Raw genomic sequence first — 24890 nt, forward strand, 5'->3', positions numbered from 1 at the left:
TCGATACCGAATCCGAGAGTGACTGAGTGATATGAGTCGGCCACGCGTCCTCTGTGTCAGCAACGATCGATCCACGCGTGCGTCCGTCACGCTCGCGTTGACCGACGCGCCGGTCAACGTCGTTATCGCCCAGCGCGCGGCCGAGGCCGTCGACCGACTCGAACGGGGAGCGATCGACGCCGTCGTCATCGACGCGAGTTCGATCCCGAACGTGCCACAGCTCGTCGACACCGTCGAAGCGGAGGCGCCGTCGACGCCGGCGTTCGTCCACTGGGGCGACGACGAGAGCGACGCGTCCGTCGCCGTCTTGAGCGAGGTGGTCGCTCGAACCGACGAGACCGGCCGGCCCGATCGCCTCGCCGAGACGATCACCGAACGCGTCGGCGCCGACTCGCGAACCGCGCCCGACGATCTCGAGGCGGGCGATACCGACTCCGAAACGGACGACGGCCTCGCGTCGTTGCCCGACGACATCGCGGCGCTCGTCTCCGCGGTCAGGCGGCGGCTGGTTGACGTCACCTCTCCCGTCGACGTCGAGCGAATCCTCCGCGAGGAGTTTACCGCGACCGACCGCTACGCGTTCGCCTGGGTCGGCGAGTACGATCAGGGCGAGGGGGAGATCGTCCCCTGGCTGACCGACCCCGACAGCATGGAGTGGCCGATGCAACGCACCTTCGGGATCGGCGACGGCGACCAGCCGCTCCTCGAGCGGGCGATCCGAACGGACGAGTTCCAGAGCCACCAGCACGTGGCCGACCGGTGCGGCGCGGTTCCGTTCGGCGAGCACGCCGTCGACCGGGGCGTCCGCGCCGCCGCCGTCGCGCCGCTCGCGTCGGGCGACGAGCGGTACGGGGTGTTCGTCGTCTACGCGCTCGAGACGCTCTCGGAGGCCGAACGGACGGGGATCGAGATGGTCGCCGGGACGGCCTCTCACGTCCTCGAGACGATCGCGATCCGCGGTCAACTCGAACAACAGGAGCGGACGCTCCAGCGGTACGAGCGCCTCGTCGAGACGGCCGGCGACGGGATGTACGTCCTCGACGAACAGGGCCACTTCATGACCGTCAACGACGCGCTGACGGCGATGACCGGCTACAGCCGCGAGGGGCTGCTCGGCGAGCACGCCTCGATCGTCTTCGGCGAGGCCGACGTCGACGCCGGCCGGGAGATGATCCGCTCGCTGCTCTCCAGCGGCGACAGTACGGACACGGTCGAACTCTCCCTCGAGACGAAAGCCGGCGAGCGAATCCCCTGCGAGGCCCAGATCGCCGTCCTCGTCCGCGACGAGGCGTTCGTGGGCTCGGTCGGCGTCGTCCGCGATATCACCGAACGAAAGCGCAGCGAGCGAAAGCTCCGCGAACAGAACGAGCGGCTGGACGCCTTCGCGCGGATCGTCAGCCACGACCTGCGCAATCCGCTCGGCGTCGCGCAGGGCTATCTCGAGTTGCTCGAGGAGACCGAATCGCTCGAGTACGTCGACAGCGTTCGCGACGGACTCGATCGAATGGAGGCGATCATCGAAGACGTCCTGGCGATCGCGCGCGACGGGGAGTGGGCGACCGACTCCGAACCCGTCGACCTCGAGTCGGTCGCCGACGACGCCTGGGAGTACGTTTCGACGGCCGACGCGACGCTTTCGGTCGCGGAGACGATGGCTATCGAGGCCGACCGATCGCGACTGCTGCGCTTACTCGAGAACCTCTTCCGGAACTCGATCGAGCACGGCGGCAAAGACGTCGCCGTTCGCGTCGGCGCCCTCGAGTCCGAGGGTGGTTCCGATCGCGGCTTTTTCGTCGCGGACGACGGGTCGGGGTTACCCGACGAGATCAACGACGACCTGTTCGATCCGTCGGTCTCGACCGCCGCCGGGGGGCTCGGGATCGGACTCTGGGTCGTCAGAGAAGTCGCTACCGGACACGGCTGGTCGGTTACCGCGACCGAAAGCGTCGACGGAGGGGCTCGGTTCGAGTTCGCGTTCGACGAAGGCGATTAGTGCTCCGATTGAAGGTCCTGAAACGCGCCGACGAAGTCGTCGTGGGACGACATTCCGGAGACGGTCTCGTCGACGCGGGCCTCGAGTTCCTCGACGCGGTCACAGAGGTCCTGGTACTCCTCGTTGTTCGCGAGTTCCCGATCGGCCTTCTCGGACTCCAGCAGCGCCTTCTTCGAGACGAGCGCGTAGTACTCCTGAATATCCGATTCGTACTCCGTTCGGTCGGCGACGTCGTCGACGATCTCGATCAGCTCGTCCTTCGAGACCGGTTTGACGAGGTAATCGTCGAACCCCATCTCGATGATATCGAAGTCGGGATCGACCGCCGTCACCATCACCACCCGGGACTCGTAGCCGGCGTCCCTGATTCGCTCGAGCACCTCGTCGCCCGACAGACCCGGCATTCGACGGTCCAGCAGGACGACTTCGACGGAGTCGGATATCTTCTCGAGGGCCTGTTCGCCGTCGTAGGCCGTGTCGACGGTCCACTCGCTCTGGAGCCACGCGGCGAACAGATCCGCGAGGCGCGCCTCGTCGTCGACGACGAGAATCTCGAGGTCGTCACTCATTGGGAGCCCCCTCCGTTCTCTGCATCGTTACAGCCACGGGTCTCCAATGGTACCTCTTCGTGATAAATCTCGCGACCAAATATCAGTGTTCGGACCACTAGACGGATGAATCACGGACGGAAGCGGTCGGATATATCGTGTTCGAAGCTAGAACCCGGACTCTCCGAACGTGTAAATATACGTAGGGTTACGATTCATTGAACCAATATACTGTCAATATAGTCTCACTACGCCCCTCGCGACTCGGTACCAGCGACGGGCTCGCGACCGCAGCGAGCCTGTGGCGCTCGGCCGCGATCGGCTTACTTCCCTTCGAACTCCGGCTCTTCGTCTTCCATGAAGGCCGTGATCCCCTCCATGAGGTCGTCAGTCGCCATCAGGTGTCCGAAGGCGGAGGCCTCGTACTCGAGGCCGGACTCGGTGTCGTCGCGGCCGGCGAGCATCGCGCGCTTAGTGAACCGCTGGGCGATCGGCGGGCCACCCGCGAGGTCGGTCGCCAGTTCGAGCGCGCGCTCGGTGAGGTCGTCGTTGTCGACGACCTCGTTGACGAAGCCGTAGTCGGCCATCGTCTCCGCGTCGAACCGCTCGGCGGTGAGGATGATCTCCTTCGCGCGGCCCTCGCCGACGACGTGTTTGAGCCGCTGGGTGCCGCCCCAGCCGGGGATGAGGCCGAGGTTCAGTTCGGGCTGGCCGAACTCGGAGCGCTCGCTGGCGACCCGGAGGTCGGCGCAGGTGGCCAGCTCCATCCCGCCGCCGAGGCAGAAGCCGTCGATGCCGGCGACGACGGGCAGATCGCAGGCCTCGAGCTTCCCGAACGTCCGCTGGCCGAGCCGCGAGAGCTCCTGGCCCTCGATCGGGTCGGCGCCGCTGCCGGCCATGCTCTGGACGTCCGCGCCCGCGGAGAAGGCCTTCCCGCCCTCGCCGGTGAGCAGAATCGAGCGAACTTCGTCGTCGTCCTCGAGCAGGTCGACGGCCTCGGAGAGTTCCTCGAGCAGGTCGTCGCTGATCGTGTTCATCCGGTGGGGTCGGTCGAGGACGACGTGGCCGACCATGTCGCCGGGGTACTCGATTCGGATCGTCTCGAACTCGGTCGCTTCGGCGTCGCCGCCCTGTTCGTAGAACCCGCCCGCTTCGGCGCGTTCCTCGAGGTAGTCGGCCGGCTCGTAGCGCGGATGGCCGGTCTCCTCGTAGGCCTCCTCGAGGGCCTCGAGGGCGTTCTCGATCCCGAACTCGTCGACCATCTTGACGGGGCCGTCCGGGAAGCCGGCGCCGAGCTTGGTCGCCTCGTCGATCGATTCGGGCGGCGCGACGTCGTTGCCGATCAGCTTGGCGGACTCGTTTGCCAGCGTCGCGATCAGTCGCTTCTCGACGAGTTCGGACTGCTCGTCGGTCGGGATCTGGGCGCCCTCGCCGTCCTCGTAGTCGTAGAACCCCTTGCCAGTCTTCTTGCCGAGTTCCTCGTCCTCGACCTTCCGCTCGAACAGCGGGCTCGGCTCGTAGGCCTCGCCGAGCACCTCGTTCATGTAGTCGAGCACGTGATAGCCGACGTCGATGCCGGTGAGGTCGGCGAGTTCGAAGCTCCCCATCGGCAGCCCCATCCCGTACTTGGTCGTCGAGTCGACCTCGGCGATGGTCGCCTCGTCGTTGTGGACGAGCCAGCAGGCCTCGTTCATCAGGGGAACGAGCACGCGGTTCACGATGAAACCGGGCGAGTCCTTGTGGACGCGCACGGGCGTCTTGCCGATGTCCTCGGCCAGCGCCTCGATCGTCTCGAGGGTCTCCTCGGCGGAGTCGGCGCCCGAGATTACCTCGACGAGGTCCATGCGCACCGGCGGGTTGAAGAAGTGCATCCCGCAGAACCGCTCGGGGCGCTCGGTGACCTCCGCGAGGTCCGTAATCGAGAGGCTCGAGGTGTTGGTCGCGAAGATGGCGTCGTCGTCGGCGACCTCCTCGAGTTCGGCGTAGACGTCCTTCTTGATGTCCATCTGCTCGGGGACGGCTTCGATGACAACGTCGGCGTCGCCGCAGGCCTCCGCCATGTCGACCAGCGGCGTGACGCGCTCGAGGGCGGCCTCGGCTTTGTCCTCGGTGAGCTGGTCGTTCTCGGCGAGCTTGTTCAGCGACCACTCGATCTGCTCGTAGCCGTTCTGAACGAACTCGTCTTTGATATCCCGCATGTTCACGTCGTAGCCCGCCATCGCGAGTACTTCCGCGATGCCGTGGCCCATATTCCCTGCGCCGAGAACTGCGACGGTGTTGATGTCTTCCAGCTCCATGGTCACAGTTGCAATGTGCACGTGTTTGAACGTTTCCCTCATTCGCACATGAAACTATAGTTCGGTTTATTTCCGGTTACAAACCTCTTTATCGATGGGGTAGGAATACCGTCACATGGAATTCGGGCTCTCAGAAGAACAGGAACAGATTCGCGACGAAGTCGCGCGGTTCGCGGAGAACGAAATCGTTCCCCACGCCGAGGAGTACGACACCGAGGAGAAGTTCCCCCACGACATCGTCGACGAGGCTGCCGAGATGGGACTGGTCGGCGCCTCGATCCCGATCGAGTACGGCGGCGCCGGCTACTCGACCCTCGAGTCGGCGATCATCGCCGAGGAGCTGTTCTCCTACGACCCCGGCATCGCGCTCTCGATTCTCGCCTGTTCGTTCGGGACCGAGGCCATCCGGGAGTTCGGCAACGAAGACCAGAAGGAGCGCTTCTTAGAGCCCGTCGCGCGGGGCGAGAAGATCTCCGGGGCCGCCATCTCGGAACCCGACACCGGGTCGGACGTCTCTTCGGTCTCGACGCGCGCCGAGAAGGACGGCGACGAGTGGGTGATCAACGGCAACAAGATGTGGATCACCAACGGCACCGTCGGCGACTTCTTCGTCATGCTCTGTAAGACCGATCCGGACGCCGAGGGCCGCTACGACGGCTTCAGCCAGATCGTCGTCGAGGCCGACCGCGACGGCTTCACGTCCGAGAAGATCACCGGCAAACTCGGGATCCGCGCCTCCGACACCGCCGAACTCATCCTCGACGACGTCCGCATCCCCGAGGAGAACCTCATCGGCGACCAGGGCGCCGCCTTCCTCCAGCAGATGCAGTTCTTCGACGCCACCCGAACCGGCGTCGCCGCACAGGGCGTCGGCATCGCGAAGGGCGCCCTTCGCGCGGCGCTCGACTACGCTCAGGACCGCGAGCAGTTCGGCAAGTCCATCAGCGAGTTCCAGGCCATCCAGCACAAACTCGCCGACATGGCGACGAAGACCGAGGCCGCGCGCAACCTGACCTACAAGGCCGCCTGGAACGTCGACCAGGGCAACGACATCACCAAGGGCGCCTCGATGGCCAAGGAGTACGCCTCCCGCATCGCTGTCGACGTCGCCAACGAGGCCGTCCAGATCCACGGCGGCTCGGGCTACGTCAACGACTTCCCCGTCGAGCGCTTCTACCGCGACTCGAAGATCACCCAGATCTACGAGGGCACCTCCGAGATTCAGAAGAACGTCATTGCGCGGGAACTGCTAGATAAAGGGTTCTAGGAACGAACTTTTACTCTGCGTGCGGTCGCTGCGCGACCGCACTCGGTAAAATCTTCAAAAGAGCGCTACGCGCTCTTTTGGACCTCGCGGGAGCTTCGCTCCCGCTTAGCTTCGATGAAAAGTACCGGAAGACGCTTCGCGTCTTCCGAGCCCTCGTTCACGTCGTTCACGAGAACACTCCACCTTTCCCTCCAGCCGCGTGAACGCGGCTTCCGGGTCAGTCGTCGGCCCGCTCGCTCGGCCTTCGGCCTCGCTCACGGCTGCGCCGTTCGCGTATCCGAGGCGGCTTCGCCGCCTCGCTTCGCTCGCGGTGACTATCGGGTGACTGCCTGCCCTCCCCCGAGTCGCGGACACGGCGAGGTTCGCCGCGTCCGCTCCCGGCCATTAGTTCCCGTCTTCGGCGTTGGGCGAGTAGCTGTGCCGCCGCTCGAGTCCTACGATAGCTACTCCCGGCGGTATCGCTATCGCTCGAGTGCGACCGATTCGCGCTGCGGGGTGACAACTACGGTCGACAGGTTAGAAAGTTATTTGTACACTTTGTAAAGTACACTTTACACATGATGTCAGAACGTCGATCGGTTGCCAGCGTCGTATTGATGGCCGTCGGGTTCCTCAGTATGGGTCCGCTCTCGGATATCGTCGGTTCGGGAACGCTCGGGCTCGGGCTGGCCATCGGCGGTGGAGTGGCGTTTCTCGTCGGCGGCCTGTGGTGGCTGCAGCACCTCGACGACCGAGACGTGACCGACGAGCGATTCCTCCAGATCGGATTCCGTGCCTCGACGCTCTCGTTCTGGGCGCTCCTCGTGGGTCTGATGACGGTCGGTAACATCGAGAGAAGCGCCGACGTCACCTATCCCGTCTTCAGCCACTACACGTGGCTGCTGCTGGCCGGGTTGGTCGTTTTCGGAACTACTTGGTCGTGGTATAGCCGACGGATGTAACGATGGAGAACGACCTGAAGGTCTGGCGAGCGAAGCGGGACGTGACGCAGGGCGAATTGGCCGACGAGGTCGGCGTCTCGAGACAGACCATCAACGCGATCGAGCGCGGGCGATACGACCCGAGCCTCGAGCTCGCGTTCGAGCTGGCGGCGTTCTTCGACTGTCGGATCGAGGACCTCTTCGACTACGAGGCCGAGAACGAGTGAGCCGGCAGCCAGACGCGCTGGATCGCCCCGTTCGGTCTCCCGTCGCTCACGAGACGGCGACCTCCGGCGACAGCGCGACGAACGCCACGCGTGCGAAGACGTGGGCCGGCACGGTCGCCTCGAGTCGCCCCGTCGTCGCCGTTTCCGATCCGGCCTCCGCCTCGTCCGTCAGCTATCGCTGTCTGAGTCGGTATCGCCGTCGTCGCTGTCCGAATCGGTGTCGGTACCGTCGCTGTCCGAATCGGTGTCAGTACCGTCGCTGTCCGAATCGGTGTCAGTACCGTCGCTGTCCGAATCCGTGTCGCCGTCGTCACTATCGCTGTCAGTGTCACCGTTTCCGAATCGGGGACTCGAGTTCGTCCTCGAGTCGCCGCCGCTCGAGCGACCAGCGGTCGACCGCCGTTTCGTCGAGTCGACGGTTCGCGCGGTGTGATCCGCGGGACGGCCCTGCTGTGGAGAGCCGTCGGCGGCACTGGGAACCCGTTCGTCGGCGAGAGTATACAGAGCGACGGGCGGAAGCACGTACGAGCCGATAGCCAGCACCGCGAACCACGGATCGAGGAAGATCAGCAGGCCGAATATCGTCAGCGCCGCGGTCGCGGCCGTGTGGATCGTCGTGTCCGTGTAGCGGCGATAGAATGCCCAGAACTGGCTTATCTGTCCGCTGACGGTCGAGATCACTACCGGCGTTGGCATTGCGTGACCGTACGCGCTCCAGCGAGAAACCCCTTTGTCGTGTGGCGCCCTACGACTGGGTAATGAGAGAGTTCGTCTTCGCCCTCGAGTACGAACCGGGCACGAACCCCGTCGCGGACGTCCTCGCCGACTACCCGGACGCGTCGATCCGCTCGCTATCGTGTCACGTCACTCGGGACAGCCTCTGGCGGGTCGACCACGCCGAGGGGTCGGCCGAGGCGCTCGAGGCCCTCGAGGACGCCTACAAGAACGCGGCCTTCTTCGCCGACTGTCTGGTGAAGGACGACTGCGGGGCCGACTGCGAGGTCCAGGTGCTGGATCGATCGAACGACACGCTCGTGGTCTACACCTACTGGGACCGCACGGACGTCTGTACGTCCGTTCCGCACGTCGCCCTCGAGTATCTCGGCGAGGGGCTGCTGTTCGAAACCTACCGCGAGGAGCGGCGCTACCGCTGGCGGATCGTGCTGGGCAGCGACGCGCCGATTCACGAGTTCTTCGACGCGCTGGGCGACGAGGTCGGCGAGTGTACCGGCATCGAGATGCTGCGGCTGACGGAACTCGATCCCGATCGCAACCACATCGAACCCGAGCAGGCGCTCCCGGACGAGCAGCGCGAGGCGCTGCGGGCGGCCGTCGAACGCGGCTACTACGAGACGCCTCGACGGATCGAACTCGGAGAGCTGGCGGAACAGCTGGAGATTCCACGCTCGACGCTCTCCTACCGACTGCGGCGGGCCGAATCGAGTCTCGCAACGAGTTTCGTGGAAGCGGACGATTCGCTCGAGACGTTAGCTGCTGGGTTGTGACAGACCAGTTCGATTGGACCCTCTAGACTCCAAATTCGGTATATGAGTAGGTAGTTATCCAGTCTGGAACGCACATCGTTTTGAATCTTGAAAAGAACTATTATATCTCAGGAATTATATAACTAAATAGATGTCTGTATCGCTTCAGGTAATCGCAAGTCCAGCGTTCATACTCATAGCTGTCGTTATTCTGTTACTTATCAGTGTATTCTTCTATGTCGTCTATCGCGTACTACAGTACGTCAATTCGGCTGATACCACGCCTACCCGTACTGAGTGAGGCGAGTTGTCGGTTGGTGCGTGGTCGGGCTGACACCATCGGTCGAAGTCGATTCTCGGGAGCCGATCCAGCGACCAGATCGACACACCATTTGGCGCACGCCAAATAACCCGTATAGTAGCGGGGCGACTACTGTGAGATAATGAGCGACACCTCCCCATCTGCTCCCGACGCGCCGCCGGACGCGAGCACGAGTCGGAGCCTCGAGCTCCGCGTCCCCGACATGGACTGTCCCTCCTGTGCGGGCAAGGTGACAAACAGCGTCGAGCGACTCGAGGGGATCGACGCGATCGACGCGCGGGTGACCAGCGGTCGCCTCGTCGTCGAGTTCGACCCGACGCGGACCGACGAGGACGAGATCCGCGAGCGGGTCCGCGCGGCCGGCTACGAGATCGTCGGCGCGGCGTCGGAGCTGACGTTCTCGGTCCCCGACATGGACTGTGCCTCCTGCGCGTCGAAGGTCGAGAACGCGCTCGAGGGGACCGCGGGCGTCCGCGAGATCGAGACCCGGCCCGCGTCGGGTCGCGTGACCGTCGCGGTCGCGGACGGAACCGGCTCGGAGACGGTCGTCGAGGCCATCGGGTCGGCCGGCTACGACGCGACGCCGATGGGCGACGACACCGACGGCGAACCGATGGGCGACCACGAGCCGATCTGGAAGAGTCGCCGGGCCGTCACCACGGGCGTCGGCGCCGCCCTTCTGGGTCTGGGAATGCTCCTCGAGTTCGTCCTGCCGAGCGCGAACCCGGCGCTGTTCTCGATCGCCGCCGGCGACCTCGTCGATCGGACCTACTACCTCTCGACAGGGCTCTTCCTCGTCACCGCTGCGATCGCCGGCGCGCCGATCCTCCGGAACGGCTACTACTCCGCGCGCAACCGGAGCCTGGACATCGACTTCCTGATGGGGGTCGGGATCCTGGCCAGTGTCGCAGCCCACCATCCCTTCGAGGGGGCGATGCTCGCCGTCCTCTTCAGCGTCGCCGAACTGCTCGAGCAGTTCTCGATGGACCGGGCCCGCGACTCGCTGCGAGAGCTGATGGATCTCTCGCCCGACACGGCGACGGTCAAGCGCGAAGACGGCAGCGAGGAGACGGTCCCCGCCGAGGAACTCGCGGTCGGCGACACGGTCGTCGTTCGACCGGGGGAGAAGATCCCCGCCGACGGCGTCGTCCTCGAGGGCGAGAGCGCGGTCGACCAGTCGCCGATCACCGGCGAGAGCGTCCCCGAGGACAAGACGGCGGGCGACGAGGTGTACGCCGGGACCATCCCCGAGTCGGGCTATCTCGAAGTCGAGGTGACCAGCGAGGCCGACGACTCGACGATCGCTCGGATCGTCCGCATGGTCGAGGACGCGGAACGGGAGAAGACCCAGCGCGAGCGGTTCGTCGACCGCTTCGCGAGCGTCTACACCCCGATCGTCGTGATCCTCGCGATCGCGATCGCCGTCGCGCCGCCGCTGCTCACTGGCGCCTCGTGGAACGTGTGGTTCCTCCGCGGGCTGACGCTGCTGGTGATCGCCTGCCCCTGCGCGTTCGTCATCTCGACGCCGGTCAGCGTGGTCTCGGGGATCACGAGCGCCGCCCGCAACGGCGTCCTCATCAAGGGCGGGCGCTACCTCGAGGCCGTCGGCGAGAGCGACGTGCTCGCGGTCGACAAGACCGGCACCCTGACGGAGGGCGACCTCTCGGTGACCGACGTAATCCCCCTCGAGGGGGCCGACGAGGACGACGTCCTCCGGCGGGCCGGCGCCCTCGAGCACCGCAGCGAACACCCGATCGGACGGGCCATCGTCGACTACGCCGAGGAGCGGGGCGTCGCGACCGACGACGACGGGCCCGACGTCTCCGCGTTCGAGGCGCTAACCGGAAAGGGCGTCTGTGCCGAGATCGACGGCGCGACCCACTACGTCGGCAAGCCGGACCTGTTCGACGGCCTCGCGGACCTAGCGCACACGCACGCGACGACCGACGGCGGTGTTTCGCTGGCCGAGATGGGGTACAATTCGAGCCCGCAGTGCGGGCGCGAGGGTTGTCTGGACGTCCTCGCGGACGTCGTCCCCGACCTCGAGGCCGAGGGGAAGACCGTCGTGATCGTCGGAACCGAGGACCGGCCGCTGGGCGTCATCGGCGTCGCCGACCGGGTTCGCCCGGAGGCGAAGTGGGCCGTCTCGAAATTGCAGGACCAGGGCGTCCGCGTCGTGATGCTCACCGGCGACAACGAGGGGACCGCCCGCGCCATCGCCGAGGAAGTCGGCATCGACGAGTACCACGCCGAACTGCTGCCCGACGAGAAACTCGAGTGGATTCGTCGGTTAGAGGGCGAGACGGAGGGTGACGCCAAAGAAACCGACGATGACGCCGAGGCCACCGTCGCCATGGTCGGCGACGGTATCAACGACGCCCCCGCGCTCGCGACCGCCGGCATCGGCATCGCGATGGGCGCCGCGGGGACCGACACCGCCCTCGAGACGGCCGACGTGGCGCTGATGAGCGACGATCTCACCCGGCTGCCGTACCTCTACGAGCTCTCTCACACCGCCACCGGCGTCATCCGTCAGAACATCTGGGCGAGCCTCGCGGTGAAGGCCGCTCTCGCGGCCGGGACGCCGTTCGGGTTCGTCACGGTGATCCACGCGGTCGTCATCGGCGACATGGGGATGAGCCTCGGCGTGACCGGCAACGCGATGCGGCTGGCGAACGTCGAACCCGAGACGCCCGAGGGACTCGAGCGCCCACGCGGCGATCAGTGAGGCGAGCGAGCCACTCAGACGGCTTCACCGAGTTCGTCCGCTTCCCACTCGGCGACGAGTTGCTTGGCCAACTCCCGCGGTTTGTGTTGGTACACGAGGTGGTGTTCGAGGTCCTCGTCGAGGACCATCTCTTCGTTGCACACGTAACAGAAGACAGCGGACGTCGTCGACATACTCGTAGTAGACGGTCCGAAACGAAAACTGGCTCGCCGAATCACGTCGGTATCCGGAGCGGGAGAACGCGCCGCTTCACCGCTGCTATCCGTCGGAGCGTCGCCTGATCGGACCGAGTCCCGGTCGTCCGTCGACCCACCATAGCGCGGCGCCGGCGACCAGAATTACGGCCTCGAGCCAGAGCGTCGTCACCTCGACTCCGCCGACGGTCGCCAGCGGCTTCGTTCCGCTGTACGGCGGCATGGGCGTGATCGGCCACAGGAGAAACCCGAGTTCGTCGTAGTCGCCGGCGATCACGTGCCACGGGACGTCGGTCGCCAAGTGGGAGACGACGCCGATCGCGAAGGCGGTCCCGAGCGGCGGTCGACCGCTCGAGCGCGCCAGCAACCAGCCCACGAGGACCAGCGGGACGGCGAACAGCAGCGAGTGGCCGATCGTTCGGCCGACCGTGTGCCCGAGCAGCCACGGCGGTTTGTCGAGCAGATCCGGCAGGGCCGCGCCGACGGCTGCAACGACCGTCGCCCGCTCTCCCGGGGGCGTCCCCTCGCTCCAGCGGACGTAGCCGGCGTAACAGAGGTAGCCGACGGCGAGATGGACGATCGGCTGCATCCTCTTCGATGGATCCGACGGCCTCGAGTCGGGTAAAGGATAGGCCGACGACTAACGCCGAAACGTACGCTACAGCCGTTTCCTCTGCCGAATTGTATCGTTTGGGGCGACCCCTAAATACGCGCGGCCCATACATTAGTCGTATGACAGAAACATCCGCTGACGACCGTCGACCGGCGGAGAACGCGCGTCGGGAATCGGCCGCGGCAGCCGACATCGGCGGCGTAGCGAACCGAATCGGGCGAACGAACCGATCGGCGTCATCGGACGGCCTCGAGTACGACGTCGTCACGACGCCGGTCCTCGTCGTCGGCGCGGGGGCGGCGGGTGCCCGTGTTGCGATCGGCCTCGCCGAATCCGGCCTCGAGCCGCTGGTGATCGGGAAGCGAGACCACGGCGACGCGCACACTACCTGGGCGGCCGGCGGGATCAACGCCGCGCTCGGCTCGCTGGACGACGAAGACGACTGGACGATCCACGCCGCGGACACGCTGAACGAGGGGCACCACCTGAACGATTCCGAGGCGGTCGAACTGACCGCGCGCGAGATGCCGGAGCGAATTCGCGAACTCGAGGAGTGGGGGATGTCGTTCGACCGGACCGACGACGGGGCGATCAACCAGCGGTACTTCGGCGCCCAGTCGTACCGCCGGACCTGCTTCGTCGGCGACCGGACCGGCGAGGCGATGCTCGAAACGCTGATCGGACGGGCTCGCGACCTCGAGATCCCCTACCGCGAGAACGTGATGGTCACGCGGCTGCTCTCGGACGGGCGCCGCGTCTTCGGTGCGGCCGGTTTCGACATGGAGACCGGTCGCGGGCTGTTGTTCCGGTCGAACCACGTCGTCCTCGCCGCGGGCGGCTTCGCCGCACTCTACGACCGCCACTCCTCGCGGGACGACGAGAACAACGGGGACGCCCAGGCGCTGGCTCTCGAGGCGGGCGCTCGACTGATGGACCTCGAGTTCGTCCAGTTCCACCCGACGGGGATGGTCGGCGAACGCTACGGGGAGGAGTGGGACGGCCGACTCGTCACCGAAGCCGTGCGCGGCGAGGGCGGACGGCTCTACAACGCCGAGAACGAACGGTTCATGGAACGGTACTCGCCGGATCAGATGGAACTCGACGCGCGCGACGTCGTCGCGCGGGCGATCGGTCGAGAGATCGAAGCGGGCCGAGGAACCAAGAACGGCGGCGTCTATCTCGACATCTCGCACCGGGACGCCGACTACGTCCGGGAACGGCTGCCGCGGATGGTCGAGCGCTTCGCGTCGCTCGGCGTCGACATCACCGCGGAACCGATCGAGGTCGCGCCGACCGCCCACTACACGATGGGCGGCGTCGACATCGACTTCCGCACCGGCGAGACCGGCGTCGACGGCTTGTACGCCGTCGGCGAGGCCGTCGCCGGCGTCCACGGCGCGAACCGTCTCGGCGGCAACTCGCTCGCCGAGACCGTCGCGATCGGCAAGCTCGTCGGCGAGCACGTCGCAACCGCGGTCGACGGATCGGACGCCGAGCCAGCGGTGACCGACGAACAGCGAGCCCTGGCCGAACGGGAGTTTCGGGCCCTCGAGTCGCTCGCGGCCGCCGACGGCGAGGTTACGCCGACGATCCTGCTGGAAGAGCTCCGCGAGTTGCTGTGGGATCATGCGGGCATCCTCCGCGACGAGGCCGGGCTTCGGACCGGCCTCGAGGAACTCGAGGCGCTCCGCGATCGAACGGGGGACTTGCGCGTCGAGGGCGGACTCACCTCGCGATCGTTCGAGTTCGCCGTCGACCTCTCGGTTAGCCTCACCGTTGCCGAAGCGATGCTCCGAACGGCCCTGGCTCGGACCGAATCCAGGGGCGCACATCACCGAACGGACTATCCGGAGACCGACCCGGACTGGCGCGTGAACCTGCTCGTCTCGGCCGACGAGGGTGGCCTCGCGATCGACCGTCGCGGCGTCGCCGAACCGAGCGACCCGGTCCGCGAGGCGCTCGCGGAAGGGTACGAACTCGACTACCACCACCTCGAGTGACGGACCGCGACCGAACCGCGAACCCGACGACCGAGAGGCCTTTCAGCCCTCGAGCCCTCCCCTTCCTCTACGTAGATGTTAGACGAGGCCGAACCCGTTATCCGGACCGACCCCGTGATGGCGGAACTCATCGAGCGACACGACCCCTACGTCGAACCCGACTGGAACGAGTTCGAACGGCTCTGTATCTCCATCATCAACCAGCAGCTATCGACCGCGAGCGCGACCGCCGTCCGCGAGCGGGTCTTCGAACTGCTCCGCGACGAGGTGACGCCGGAGACCGTCCTTGAGGCGGAGGACGAGGCCCTGCGAGCGGCCGGCCTCTCCGAGAGCAAGATCGAGTACATGCGCAACGCCGCGCGAGCCTTCCGGGAGAACGACTACACTCGAGCGGGCCTCGCCGACTACTCGAACGACGAGGTTATCGATTTGCTGACCGAGATCAAAGGCGTCGGCGAGTGGACCGCCCGCATGTACCTCCTGTTCGTGCTGCAACGCGAGGACGTGTTGCCGCTGGGCGATCTGGCGATCCGCCGCGCGATCGAGGAACTCTACGGCGACGGCGAGGAGTTGAGCCGCGCCGAGATGCGGGAGATCGCCGAGCGGTGGCGCCCCTATCGGAGCGCCGCGACGCGGTATCTGTGGGCCGAGTACGAGTCGGAGTGACGGCTCGAGCACGCAAACGCTTGTTTCGCGGAGAGAAACGGTTGTTGATCTGACCTTCGTGAACCGACCGGACGCGGTAATACGCTCCTATCCGCGCCCCCGAACGGTGGGGATCGACCCGACGCGACGACTAACCGGCGATTACGAGCCCGATAATTCATGCCCGTACAGGGGTCTCGAGAAACGAGATACTGACCGATGAGAAGGCCCCGCTGACTCAAGTGTGATTCGACCGGGAACGAACGTATGGCAAACGATAGGCCCGCGGACGAACCGTCGACAGGAGACTCATCACAGCGGCGAATGACCACCGACCCCGAGCGCATCAAGGAGTGGGCCGAAGCCCGCGACGCCGTCCCCGTAACGATCCGCGACAGCGAGGGACACGGCCACTCCTTCGCCCGTCGGGACGACCTCGGCGCGGACCACGAGGAGTACACGTGGGACGAGTTCATCGAGACGTTCCGAGACGAGGATCTGGTGTTCGTCTACCACGAGGACGAGCCCACGGAGGAGGGGCTGGGCCACTTCGAACTCGTCGAACGCGAGCAGGCGTTCGAACGCGCCGACCTCGGCCGCGAGGAACTCGAGGACCAGCTTCGCGAGGGCGAGACGGTCACGACCGAGATCGTCGAAACGCAGGTCGTCGAGACGGAGGTCGTCGAACGGGACACGATCGAGAGCGAGGTCGTCGATACCGAGATCGCCGAGCGCCACGTCGTCGACTCGGAGCTGCTGAACCGGGAGATCGTCGACACCGAGTTCGTCACCGCCGACGAGATCGAGGTCATCACCGAGGAGAGCCGCCTCGATACGGTCGAGGAAGTCGAACGCTACACGATCGAGAGCCGGGTCGTTGACGTCGACGTCGATCAGCACGACGAACTCGAGAGCGACAAGATCGAGACCGATATCGAACTCGAAAGCGTCCAGCGGTCGATTCTCGATAGCGATGTCGTCCGCACGGACGTAACCGCCGACGACGTCATCGATCAGGAGGTCATCCAGAGCAAGCGCGCCGAAGGTGACGTCGTCCGGAGCGAACTGCTCGAGCGGCGCACGGTCGAAGAGCAGATCGACGAGCGAACGCGCATGCTCTTCACCCTAGAAGAGACCGACCTGCTCGAGTCGGAAGTCATCGGCAGCGACGTCATCGAGGGCGAGATCATCGACGTCGAGGAGTACGGCGCGATCGAGACGTCGGCCGAAGTCGATGAGGCCGGTACGGGCACCGGTGCCGGAATGGGCGCCGGAGCCGGTGGCGGCGCCGGGACCGGCGGGGAAGGGGCCGGCGACCCCACTCCGGACGTCGAGGTCGAGTCCGGAACCGGCGGCTCGTCCGCCGACGCGGGCGACATGGGACGGGTCGAGCTCTCCGAAGACGATCAAGGAAAAGACGTCGTCGACGAGACGGGCGAACAGATCGGTATCGTCGCGGAAGTCGAGGGCCAGACCGCCTACGTCGATCCCGAGCCGGGACTGACGGATCGGCTCAAGGCGCGGATGAACTGGGGCGGCCACGACGACGAGGACTACCCCATCGAAGCGTCGGAGATCAACGAGATCACCGACCGCGAAGTGATCGTCCAGCACCGGGACGATGAGGACACCACCGGCATCGAGTAGGGACGACTGATCGCGGACCGATCACAATGCGAACGGCGCGTCGAACGAGAAGGCGAGGGTGAGACGAAGTCAGTGGTGACGGCTCGAGTCCCTACTCGAGGTCGAAACGGTCGTTGGTCATGACCTTGCGCCACGCGTCGACGAAGTCCTCGACGAACTTCTCTTCCTCGGCCGCGTAGACGTCCGAGATGGCGCGAAGTCGGGAGTTCGAGCCGAAGAGGAGGTCGACGCGGGACCCCTTCCACTCGACCTCGCCGGTCTCGCGGTCGATCAGTTCGTAGACTTCCTCGCCCTCCGAGACCTGCTCCCACTCGTAGTCCATCGAGAGCAGGTTCACGAAGAAGTCGTTGGTCAGGGTCTCCGGCTCGTCGGTGAAGACGCCGAGGTCGGAGTCCTGGTAGTTCGCGTCCAGCGCGCGCATGCCGCCGACCAGAACGGTCATCTCCGAGGCCGTCAGGTCGAGCAGGTCGGCGTGGTCGACCAGCAGGTCCTCCGGCGGCTCGTTGTGGTCGCCGCCGAAGTAGTTGCGGAACCCGTCGATCTTCGGCTTGAGCGCCTCGAACGACTCCTCGTCGGTCCACTCCTGGGAGGCGTCGGTTCGTCCGGGCTCGAACGGAATCTCGACGTCGTAGCCGGCGTCCGCCGCGGCCTGCTCGACGGCCGCGTAGCCGCCCAGCACGATGAGGTCGGCCAGCGAGACGCGCACGTCGTCGGAGCGCGAGCCGTTGAAGTCCTCTTGGACTTCCTCGAGGGTCTCGAGGACCGTCTCGAGTTCGGCCGGCTCGTTGACCTCCCAGCTACGCTGGGGCTCGAGGCGGATGCGAGCGCCGTTGGCGCCGCCGCGCTTGTCGCTGTCGCGGTAGGTCGACGCCGCCGCCCAGGCGGTCTTGGCCAGTTGCGAGACGGAGAGTTCCGTCTCGAGAATCTCGGCCTTGAGTTCGGCGGCTTCCTCGTCGCCGATCAGTTCGTAGTCGGCGTCCGGGACGGGATCCTGCCAGACGAAGGTTTCGTCGGGCACGTCGGGACCGAGGAACCGCTCCGACGGGCCCATGTCGCGGTGGATCAGCTTGTACCACGCCCGGGCGAACGCGTCGAGGAACTGCGGCGGGTTGTCGCGGAAGTTCTCGATGATCTCCCGGAATTCGGGATCCCGCTTGAGCGCGACGTCCGTCGTCATCATCATCGGGGCGTGCTTCTCCGAGGGATCGTGAGCGTCCGGAACGGTGTCGTAGGCCTCCTCCTCGACCGGCTGCCACTGCTTGGCGCCGGCGGGGCTCTCGGTCAGCTCCCACTCGTAGTCGAGCAGGTTGTCGAGGTAGGAGGTGTCCCACATCGTCGGCCAGGCGTTCCAGGCGCCCTCGATGCCGCTGGTGGTCGTCTCCGAGCCCGTGTCGGAGCCGGCCCAGCCGAGGCCCTGGTTCTCGATCGGCGCCGCTTCGGGCTCGGCGCCGATGTCGTCGTCGGTGGCGCCGTGAGCCTTGCCGAACGTGTGTCCGCCCGCGATGAGGGCGGCCGTCTCCTCGTCGCTCATCGCCATCCGACCGAACGCCTGACGGATCCGATCGGCCGATTTCAGCGGCTCAGGGTTGCCGTTCGGCCCCTCGGGGTCGACGTAGATGAGCCCCATCACGGTGGCGCCGAGCGGTTCGTCGAGCTCGCCCTCCTCGTCGACGCGGTCGTGCTGGGGGGCTTCCCACTCGTCCTCGGGACCCCAGTAAACGGCCTCGTCGGGTTCGAACTCGTCCTCGCGGCCGCCGGCCCAGCCGAGCGTCTGCATGCCCATCGACTCGAGGGCCGTGTTCCCGGCCAGGACGATCAGGTCGCCCCACGAGAGCTTGCGGCCGTACTTCTGCTTGATCGGCTCGAGCAGCCGGCGCGCTTTGTCGAGGCTGACGTTGTCGGGCCAGCTGTTGAGCGGCGCGAAGCGCTGGTTCCCGCCCGAGGCGCCGCCGCGACCGTCGGTGGTCCGGTACGTGCCGGCGCTGTGCCACGCCATGCGGATGAAAAGCGGCCCGTAGTGGCCGTAGTCCGCCGGCCACCAGTCCTGGGACGTCGTCATCAGGTCCTTGAGGTCCGCCTTCACTTCCTCGAGGTCGAGCTTCTGGAACTCCTCGGCGTAATCGAAGTCGTCGTCGTACGGGCCGACGTCCTCGGCGTTCTGGTCGAGGACCTCCAGATTCAGCTTGTTCGGCCACCACTCGTGGTTTCGATTGCGCTCGTACTCAGTCATGCTCGAGTCACCTCAACAATACCACCGTTGCCGCCGCGTTCCGCATGCTCGTCTGCCATGATTTCTCTACAAAGGGAAGATGGGATCAGAGAATAATATATGTACCGATCGCGACTTCCGATTCACGATTCGCCCCATATTATTTCCGATACTGAAAACAAACCTCGTTAATATCGCTATCGGCCACTACTCGAGCGCGTCCGTTACGCGTCCGTCGCTTCGTCGACTTCCGCTTCTTCTTCCTCTTCTTCCTCTTCTTCGGGCGTGTCCGGTGCGTCCCGGTCCGCGCGACGGCCGACGTCGACCTGGTAGTTCCCGAGGATGTCCCGGCCGAGGATGACGGGGTAGTCCATGTGGCTGCGGTCCTCGACGCTGGCCGTGACGGTGTGCTGGGTGCCGCCGACGCCGACGACGACGTCGACGACGGGGCGGCTCTTGGACTGTTTGCTGCTGCCCGATCGGATGCGGGTGATGGACTTGATCGGTCCGGCGCCGATGTCGGCGGCGAGGGCGGTGTCGATGCTCGTCCGCGTCGCGCCCGTGTCGGACTTCGCGAGGACGGTCTTCGAGCCGCTGGTCCCCGAGAGCACGATCTCCTCGGTGTAGCCGATCACGCTCGGTTCCGTGTCCGGCGCCGACGTCTCGACGGGCTGGGCGGTCGGCCGGGAGTCGTCGAGGACGTTCGAGATGTCGCTGACGCGGTCCTCGTCGACCTCGCCGCCGGCGCGTTCGATCGCCAACTTCGCGATGTAGGGGGCCGGACTGACCTGGGTCGCCTCGTAGAGGCCCTTGAACCCGGCCGTCGGGTTGACCTCGAGGACGAACCAGCCCTCGTCGCCCTCGACGAGATCGACGCCGGCGTAGTCGAGGCCGATGGCGTCGGCCGCGCGGCGGGCCATGTCGCGGGCCTCCTCGGGGAGGTCGTCGGTCGCGTCCTCGACGCTGCCGCCGAGCGCGACGTTGGTCCGCCAGTCGTTGTCCGGCGCGTAGCGGTACATCGCGCTGATGATCTCGCCGCCGACGACGTAGACGCGGACGTCGCGGTGGCGGACGTCCTCGCGATCGATAAGTTCCTGCAGGAAGGCGTAGCGGTTGCCGACCTTCGCGTTGATCGGATCGTTGGGGCCGACCTTCCACGTTCCGCCGCCGTGGGTGCCGATCGCCGTCTTGTAGACCGCTTCTTCGCCGTACCGATCCCGTGCCGCGTTGAGCTGATCGCCGCTGAGCGCGAGGGTGACGTCGGGGGTTCGGACGTCGTTGGCCGCGAGCGTCGTCGCCGTCGAGAGCTTGTGGATCGCCGTCAACACCGTCGACGGCTCGTTGAGCGTCGGTACCAGTTGCGCGAACGTGTTCGCCAGCCCGAGTTCCTCGGCGGGCTGTTCGGTGTTCGACAGCAGCATCCGGTTCGCGATGACGTCGACGTCCGGCTCCAGGATGACGCTGCCGTCGGTGACGCTGATGGACGTGTTCTCCGATCGCAGCCACTCGGTGTCGTGGCCCAGATCCTCGACGGCGTTGAGAATCGCTTTCGTTTCTTTGCTCGTGTGTAGACTCAGTACCCCGACGGTGACAGGATCGGAAACAGCCATACCCGAACACACGACGACGGGTGGGAAAAGGGTACTGTCAGCAGCAGTCACCGCCGGCGTCCGGTCGTCGCTCGCGGATTTGCGGACTCGTACCAGCTGAAAGTCGGGCATGCGATCAGCGTGCAGTCTGGACGAGCGATCGCCGCGCCGTCACGTGATCGCCGCCCGAACCTCGTTGGGATCGACCAGTCCACTCGCGACCACGAGGACGGCCCACGTGACCGTGCCCAGTGCGATCGCACCCACCAACATCACGAGACTCGAGACCAGCGGCGTCACGAGCAACACGGCGCCGGCCATGATCCCGGTGATCACGCAGATGACGCCGATCGACCGGGCGAGTCGTTTAAGCCGGAGCTCGAGTTCCAAGTGGACGATGTAGAGGTTCACCGCCACGTACACTGAGTGCGTCGCGACGGTCGCGATGGCCGCGCCGACGACGCCGACCGTCGGGATGAGGACGAGGTTCAATAGGAAGTTGGCGACGGCCGTCCCCCCCTTCGCGATCGCCCGGTGGCGGGCACGCCCGAGGTAATCTAAGCTGTCGCTGGTCAGGTTCGTGATCGCCTGCAGGATGATGAACGCGGCCAGGACCTGCAGGACCGGCACCGCACCCGCGTACTCGGCGCCGATGACCATCGGAATGAACGGGTCGGCGACGATCACGAGCCCGGCGGCCGCGGGGATATACACCATCATCGTGTTCGTCAGCGCCGTCTCGTAGATCTGCCTGGCCTGCTCGAGTTGGTTCGAGGCCTTCTGTTCGCCGAAGTTCGGCGAGATCGTAAAGCCGAGCGATTCGGCGGGCGCGAGCACGAAGTCGGTGATCTGCTTGCCGAGCGTGTAGAACGCGACCGCGGTCGGAGTTAGGATAACGCCGACGAGCACGGTGTCGACCTGTTTGTCGATGACGTTCGCGCTTCGCGTCGCGGTCAGCGGCACGCTGTACTCGATCATCCGTCGCGTCAGCCCCTCTTCGTGGGTCTCTGCGGCGTCGTACCGCGCGTAGAAGGCGTAGTAAAGGACCGCCAGCCCGACTGCGGCCGACAGCGCGTAGCCGACGACGTAGCCGAAGAACGCGCCAAGCGCCCCCAGTCCCATGAGCACAAAGCCGACGGCGAAGACCAGTCTGGAGAAGCCGCTGATCGCCCTGACGGCGGCGCTGTACGGGAGGTGGTTGAACCCCTGGAAGGCGATCTCCGTGAACGTGCTAAAGGAGAAGACGGCGATGTAGAGCACGCCGGCCGCGAGAAACGGCGCGGCGTCCGGCCGACCCAGCGCGGCCGCGAGCTGCTCGTGGAACACCAAGAGGAGGTAGCCGACCAGCGCCATGATGACGATCTTGAACGTGATCGTCGATCTGAGCAGGTGCGGGATCTGGCCCGGATCGTCCTCGCGGTACTCCGAGAGATATCGCGCCGCGGATTTGCCGATCCCGAGATCCGCGACCAGTCGGACCATCGCCAGTATCCCGATCACCCAGTACAACGTCCCGTAGCCGTCGGGATCGAGGAGATAGCGCGCCAGTACGAACATCAACAGCGCGCTCGAGAGCATGTAGATCGCTCGAGCGAGCAGCGTTGCCTTGAACCCGCGGACGATGTGGTCCTCTCGACTCATGTGATAGGGGAGAGTATTCGGTTGCGCGCGGTCGATCAGCCGCTCGACCGTGGGAACCCGTCGTCTCTACGCCGATGACTGAGTCGGCAATTGTAATGCGGGGACAACAGGTGTAACGTCCCGGTACCATCGCTGAAACGGCGTCTTAAGTCTGTATCTCTGAATCGGAATCAGTCGACGGACACCGCAGCGAACGGACGGCTTGACGCATCCGATCGACCGTCCAGCCGAGTACGGATCGCATACTGTCTTCGATCCGGTCAGTTCGCCGGCGTATCGCCAGTGCGGCGGTCACCCGACAGCCCGACCGAACGAGTCCGTCCGGTACGAGACGGGGACGGTGCGACCGTGCGGTATCGACGGCCGCCCCTCAAAGATACGACGCGTCCCAGCGGGTCGCCTTCCGGCGGTTCCCGCAGTTGTTACACTCGATTCGGCCCATCGTGTCCATCGTGTTTTCCAGCGAGTCGCAGTTACCACAGAACCAGCCGTACAGGTCCTGACGACCCTCGCTCTTGTAGGCGCTGTAGAACGGCGCCTTGGCGCCGCGAGCGGCCTCGCCGTAGCTCACGTAGATCGTCTCGCCGTCGCTCTCGAGTTCGTCGACGGCGCCCCACCCCTCCTCGCCGATCTCGTCTTCGGCGTAGACGTTCTCCGTGAACGTCTCGTCGCCGATCTCGACCTCCCGCTGGCCGGCCCGTTCGAAGCCGTTGTCGGCGTAGAACTCGTTGCCGCCCTCGTTGTCCTCGAGGACGAGCCCCTGTACGTGATCGGCACCCTCGTCGAGCAACCGCTCGCGGGTGCGGACGAGCAGCCGAACGCCCGTGCCGCCGCCGCGGTGATCGGGATCGACGTGGAGCCAGAGGATCCGGCCGGTGTCGTAACGCTGGCCGATCAGGTCGTTCTGCGAGAAGCCGACGACGTCGCCGTCGCTCTCGACGACGAGGATCAGCGCGTGATCGTCCTCGAGCACGTCGTCGAAGGAGTCGCCGTACCACTGCTCGATCGCGTCGGCGACGGTGTCCTCGTCGAGGAACTCGGTGTAGGTCGACTCGAGCGAGCGCTGGGCGATCGATCGGATCGCGTCGATATCGTCGGCTGTCGCTTCGCGAATCTCCATGCCCGATGCTACCATGTCTTCATACAAAACGTATGCCCACGGGGAGAGATTTTCCCCGTCTTCAGTTCAGCGGAACGAGCCGTCTCGACGTAAAATCTACACCGGCGGTTTCCGGCACCGTTCCGTCCGGTCTCGAGGGGAAGATTCACATTGCCACCCGCCGAGCCATCGTTATGAGCGACGTTACGGACGAACCGCCCGACGACGGTCCGTCCGACCGCACGGCCGAGCCGTTCACGTACAACGGCGGCCGGGTCGATCCCGGCGAGTCGGCTAACATCCGGTACGGAATCAGCGAGACGTATCTCGGCGATCCCGTCAGGATTCCGGTCACGGTCGTCAACGGCGAACGACCCGGGCCGACGGTGTTTCTCTCCGCGGCCGCTCACGGGGACGAACTCAACGGCATTGAGGTGGTCCGCGAGGTGGCCCACGACTGGGACCACTCGGAACTCCACGGGACGCTCATCTGTCTGCCCGTGATGAACGTCCCCGGCTTTCTCGCTCAGGAGCGGTACCTCCCGATCTACGACCGGGACCTGAACCGGTCGTTTCCCGGTCGCGAGGGCTCGACGAGCGCCCGGCGGATGGCCTACCAGATCTTCACGAACTTCATCGAGCCCTGCGACCTCGGCATCGACTTTCACACGTCGACGCGGGGGCGGACGAACATGCTCCACGTGCGGGCCAACATGGAAGAGCCGACGGTCGGCCGACTCGCGAAGGCGTTCAGTTCGAACGTCATCATCGCCGGCGAGGGCCCCTCGGGGACGCTGCGCCGCGAGGCGACCCTGGCCGGCATCCCGACGATCACCGTCGAGATGGGCGAAGCCCACCGGTTCCAGCGTCGGCTGATCGACCGCGCGCTGACCGGCGTCGCCAGCGTCTTCGCCGAGTTCGGCTGCCACCTCGACTCGTCGGTCCACTGGCCCGGCTGGCGGACCATCATCGACGACGACAACGAGAAGACCTGGATCCGGGCCGATGCCGGCGGCATCGTCGACATGAAACGCGGCCGCGGCGAGTTCGTCCGCGAGGGCGAAACCATCTGTACGATCACCAACCCGTTCAAGGAGGAAGACGACATCGTCACCGTCGAGGCGCCGTTTACCGGCCTCATCGTCGGCGTCCTCGAGAACCCCGTGGTCTACCCCGGAAACCCGCTATGTCACCTGGTCGGGCTGTCGCCGGACACGCGGACGGCCCTAGAGCGCGAGCGGACCACGGCGAGTTCGCGGTCGGAACTCCGCTCGGCCGGTCCGGACGACTACGGCGCGTAACCCGCGCCTCCGATCGCCGGTCGTCGGCGGCGGTCTGTGGCAAACGGTCACACGATCGCTCCCGTCCCGAACGAATTCGTGATTTGTGGCCGATGACGATTTATTTCTTCTAACTATTATTCGCAGGGAAGGTTTGGCAAGAGAGATAAAAGTAACTTCTATACCC

The 24890-nt window shown here is 65.7% G+C and carries 19 protein-coding genes; 10 read left to right on the top strand and 9 right to left on the bottom strand.

The features are described from left to right. Nucleotides 1-31: 31 nt before the first annotated feature. A complete protein-coding gene (locus C477_RS19640; protein ID WP_008896305.1) occupies nt 32-1993 on the top strand; it encodes a PAS domain S-box protein in 1962 nt (653 codons plus the stop codon). Here C477_RS19640 and C477_RS19645 read toward each other — a convergent pair. Both C477_RS19645 and C477_RS19650 read right to left on the bottom strand, forming a co-directional pair. Then, nucleotides 1990-2562 carry a HalX domain-containing protein gene (locus C477_RS19645; RefSeq protein ID WP_008896306.1) on the bottom strand — a complete coding sequence of 191 codons (573 nt, stop codon included), beginning with the start codon at nt 2560-2562 and terminating at the stop codon, nt 1990-1992. The two genes, C477_RS19640 and C477_RS19645, sit on opposite strands and share 4 nt — an antisense overlap. A gap of 302 nt (nt 2563-2864) precedes the next feature. After that, on the bottom strand, nt 2865-4838 hold the full coding sequence (locus C477_RS19650; RefSeq protein WP_008896307.1) for a 3-hydroxyacyl-CoA dehydrogenase/enoyl-CoA hydratase family protein: 1974 nt from the start codon (nt 4836-4838) through the stop codon (nt 2865-2867). A 115-nt stretch (nt 4839-4953) separates the two neighbouring features. Here C477_RS19650 and C477_RS19655 point away from each other — a divergent pair, with 115 nt between their 5' ends. The 3 genes from C477_RS19655 to C477_RS19665 all read left to right on the top strand — a co-directional run bounded on the left by C477_RS19655 (nt 4954) and on the right by C477_RS19665 (nt 7252). Further along, entirely contained in the window at nt 4954-6105 is a 1152-nt protein-coding gene (locus C477_RS19655) for an acyl-CoA dehydrogenase family protein (RefSeq protein WP_008896308.1), read from the top strand. Nucleotides 6106-6662: 557 nt separating this feature from the next. Next, complete coding sequence (locus C477_RS19660; RefSeq protein ID WP_152423356.1) at nt 6663-7046, top strand: hypothetical protein; 384 nt, start codon at nt 6663-6665, stop codon at nt 7044-7046. A gap of 2 nt (nt 7047-7048) precedes the next feature. Continuing rightward, entirely contained in the window at nt 7049-7252 is a 204-nt protein-coding gene (locus tag C477_RS19665; protein WP_008896310.1) for a helix-turn-helix transcriptional regulator, read from the top strand. Between the two features lie 168 nt (nt 7253-7420). On the opposite strand, the gene C477_RS19670 is transcribed toward C477_RS19665, so the two are convergent. Then, the gene (locus tag C477_RS19670; RefSeq protein WP_049914699.1) at nt 7421-7948 is read right to left on the bottom strand and encodes a hypothetical protein; all 528 of its coding nucleotides are present in this window, start codon (nt 7946-7948) and stop codon (nt 7421-7423) included. 62 nt (nt 7949-8010) lie between these two features. On the opposite strand from C477_RS19670, the gene C477_RS19675 reads away from it, so the two are divergent. After that, complete coding sequence (locus C477_RS19675) at nt 8011-8757, top strand: helix-turn-helix domain-containing protein (RefSeq protein WP_008896312.1); 747 nt, start codon at nt 8011-8013, stop codon at nt 8755-8757. Between the two features lie 422 nt (nt 8758-9179). Then, entirely contained in the window at nt 9180-11786 is a 2607-nt protein-coding gene (locus tag C477_RS19680) for a heavy metal translocating P-type ATPase (RefSeq protein ID WP_008896313.1), read from the top strand. Between the two features lie 14 nt (nt 11787-11800). On the opposite strand, the gene C477_RS24240 is transcribed toward C477_RS19680, so the two are convergent. Together C477_RS24240 and C477_RS19685 are read right to left on the bottom strand one after the other, a co-directional pair. Beyond that, nucleotides 11801-11959 carry a hypothetical protein gene (locus tag C477_RS24240; protein ID WP_008896314.1) on the bottom strand — a complete coding sequence of 53 codons (159 nt, stop codon included), beginning with the start codon at nt 11957-11959 and terminating at the stop codon, nt 11801-11803. An 85-nt stretch (nt 11960-12044) separates the two neighbouring features. Then, nucleotides 12045-12569, bottom strand: coding sequence for a metal-dependent hydrolase (locus C477_RS19685; protein ID WP_008896315.1), 525 nt, complete (start codon nt 12567-12569; stop codon nt 12045-12047). A 143-nt stretch (nt 12570-12712) separates the two neighbouring features. Between C477_RS19685 and C477_RS19690 the strand changes: the two genes are divergently transcribed. From C477_RS19690 to C477_RS19700, 3 genes are all read left to right on the top strand, one after another. After that, on the top strand, nt 12713-14593 hold the full coding sequence (locus C477_RS19690) for an L-aspartate oxidase (protein WP_008896316.1): 1881 nt from the start codon (nt 12713-12715) through the stop codon (nt 14591-14593). A gap of 75 nt (nt 14594-14668) precedes the next feature. Then, nucleotides 14669-15259: a DNA-3-methyladenine glycosylase family protein gene (locus C477_RS19695; protein ID WP_008896317.1), complete on the top strand. Its 591-nt coding sequence runs from the start codon at nt 14669-14671 to the stop codon at nt 15257-15259. 246 nt (nt 15260-15505) lie between these two features. After that, nucleotides 15506-16885, top strand: coding sequence for a hypothetical protein (locus tag C477_RS19700; protein WP_049914700.1), 1380 nt, complete (start codon nt 15506-15508; stop codon nt 16883-16885). 91 nt (nt 16886-16976) lie between these two features. Here C477_RS19700 and katG read toward each other — a convergent pair whose 3' ends face one another. The 4 genes from katG to C477_RS19720 form a co-directional block, all read right to left on the bottom strand. Next, nucleotides 16977-19115 (bottom strand): catalase/peroxidase HPI, encoded by a 2139-nt coding sequence (katG, locus tag C477_RS19705; RefSeq protein ID WP_008896319.1) that lies wholly within the window; start codon nt 19113-19115, stop codon nt 16977-16979. Between the two features lie 203 nt (nt 19116-19318). Beyond that, a complete protein-coding gene (locus tag C477_RS19710; RefSeq protein ID WP_008896320.1) occupies nt 19319-20704 on the bottom strand; it encodes a RimK family alpha-L-glutamate ligase in 1386 nt (461 codons plus the stop codon). A gap of 150 nt (nt 20705-20854) precedes the next feature. Beyond that, the gene (locus tag C477_RS19715) at nt 20855-22324 is read right to left on the bottom strand and encodes a flippase (RefSeq protein ID WP_008896321.1); all 1470 of its coding nucleotides are present in this window, start codon (nt 22322-22324) and stop codon (nt 20855-20857) included. A gap of 370 nt (nt 22325-22694) precedes the next feature. Continuing rightward, on the bottom strand, nt 22695-23444 hold the full coding sequence (locus tag C477_RS19720) for a GNAT family N-acetyltransferase (protein WP_008896322.1): 750 nt from the start codon (nt 23442-23444) through the stop codon (nt 22695-22697). Between the two features lie 173 nt (nt 23445-23617). On the opposite strand from C477_RS19720, the gene C477_RS19725 reads away from it, so the two are divergent. Continuing rightward, complete coding sequence (locus C477_RS19725; RefSeq protein WP_008896323.1) at nt 23618-24724, top strand: succinylglutamate desuccinylase/aspartoacylase family protein; 1107 nt, start codon at nt 23618-23620, stop codon at nt 24722-24724. Nucleotides 24725-24890 lie beyond the last annotated feature (166 nt).

The organism is Haloterrigena salina JCM 13891 (assembly GCF_000337495.1).
Classification (GTDB): Archaea; Halobacteriota; Halobacteria; order Halobacteriales; family Natrialbaceae; genus Haloterrigena; species Haloterrigena salina.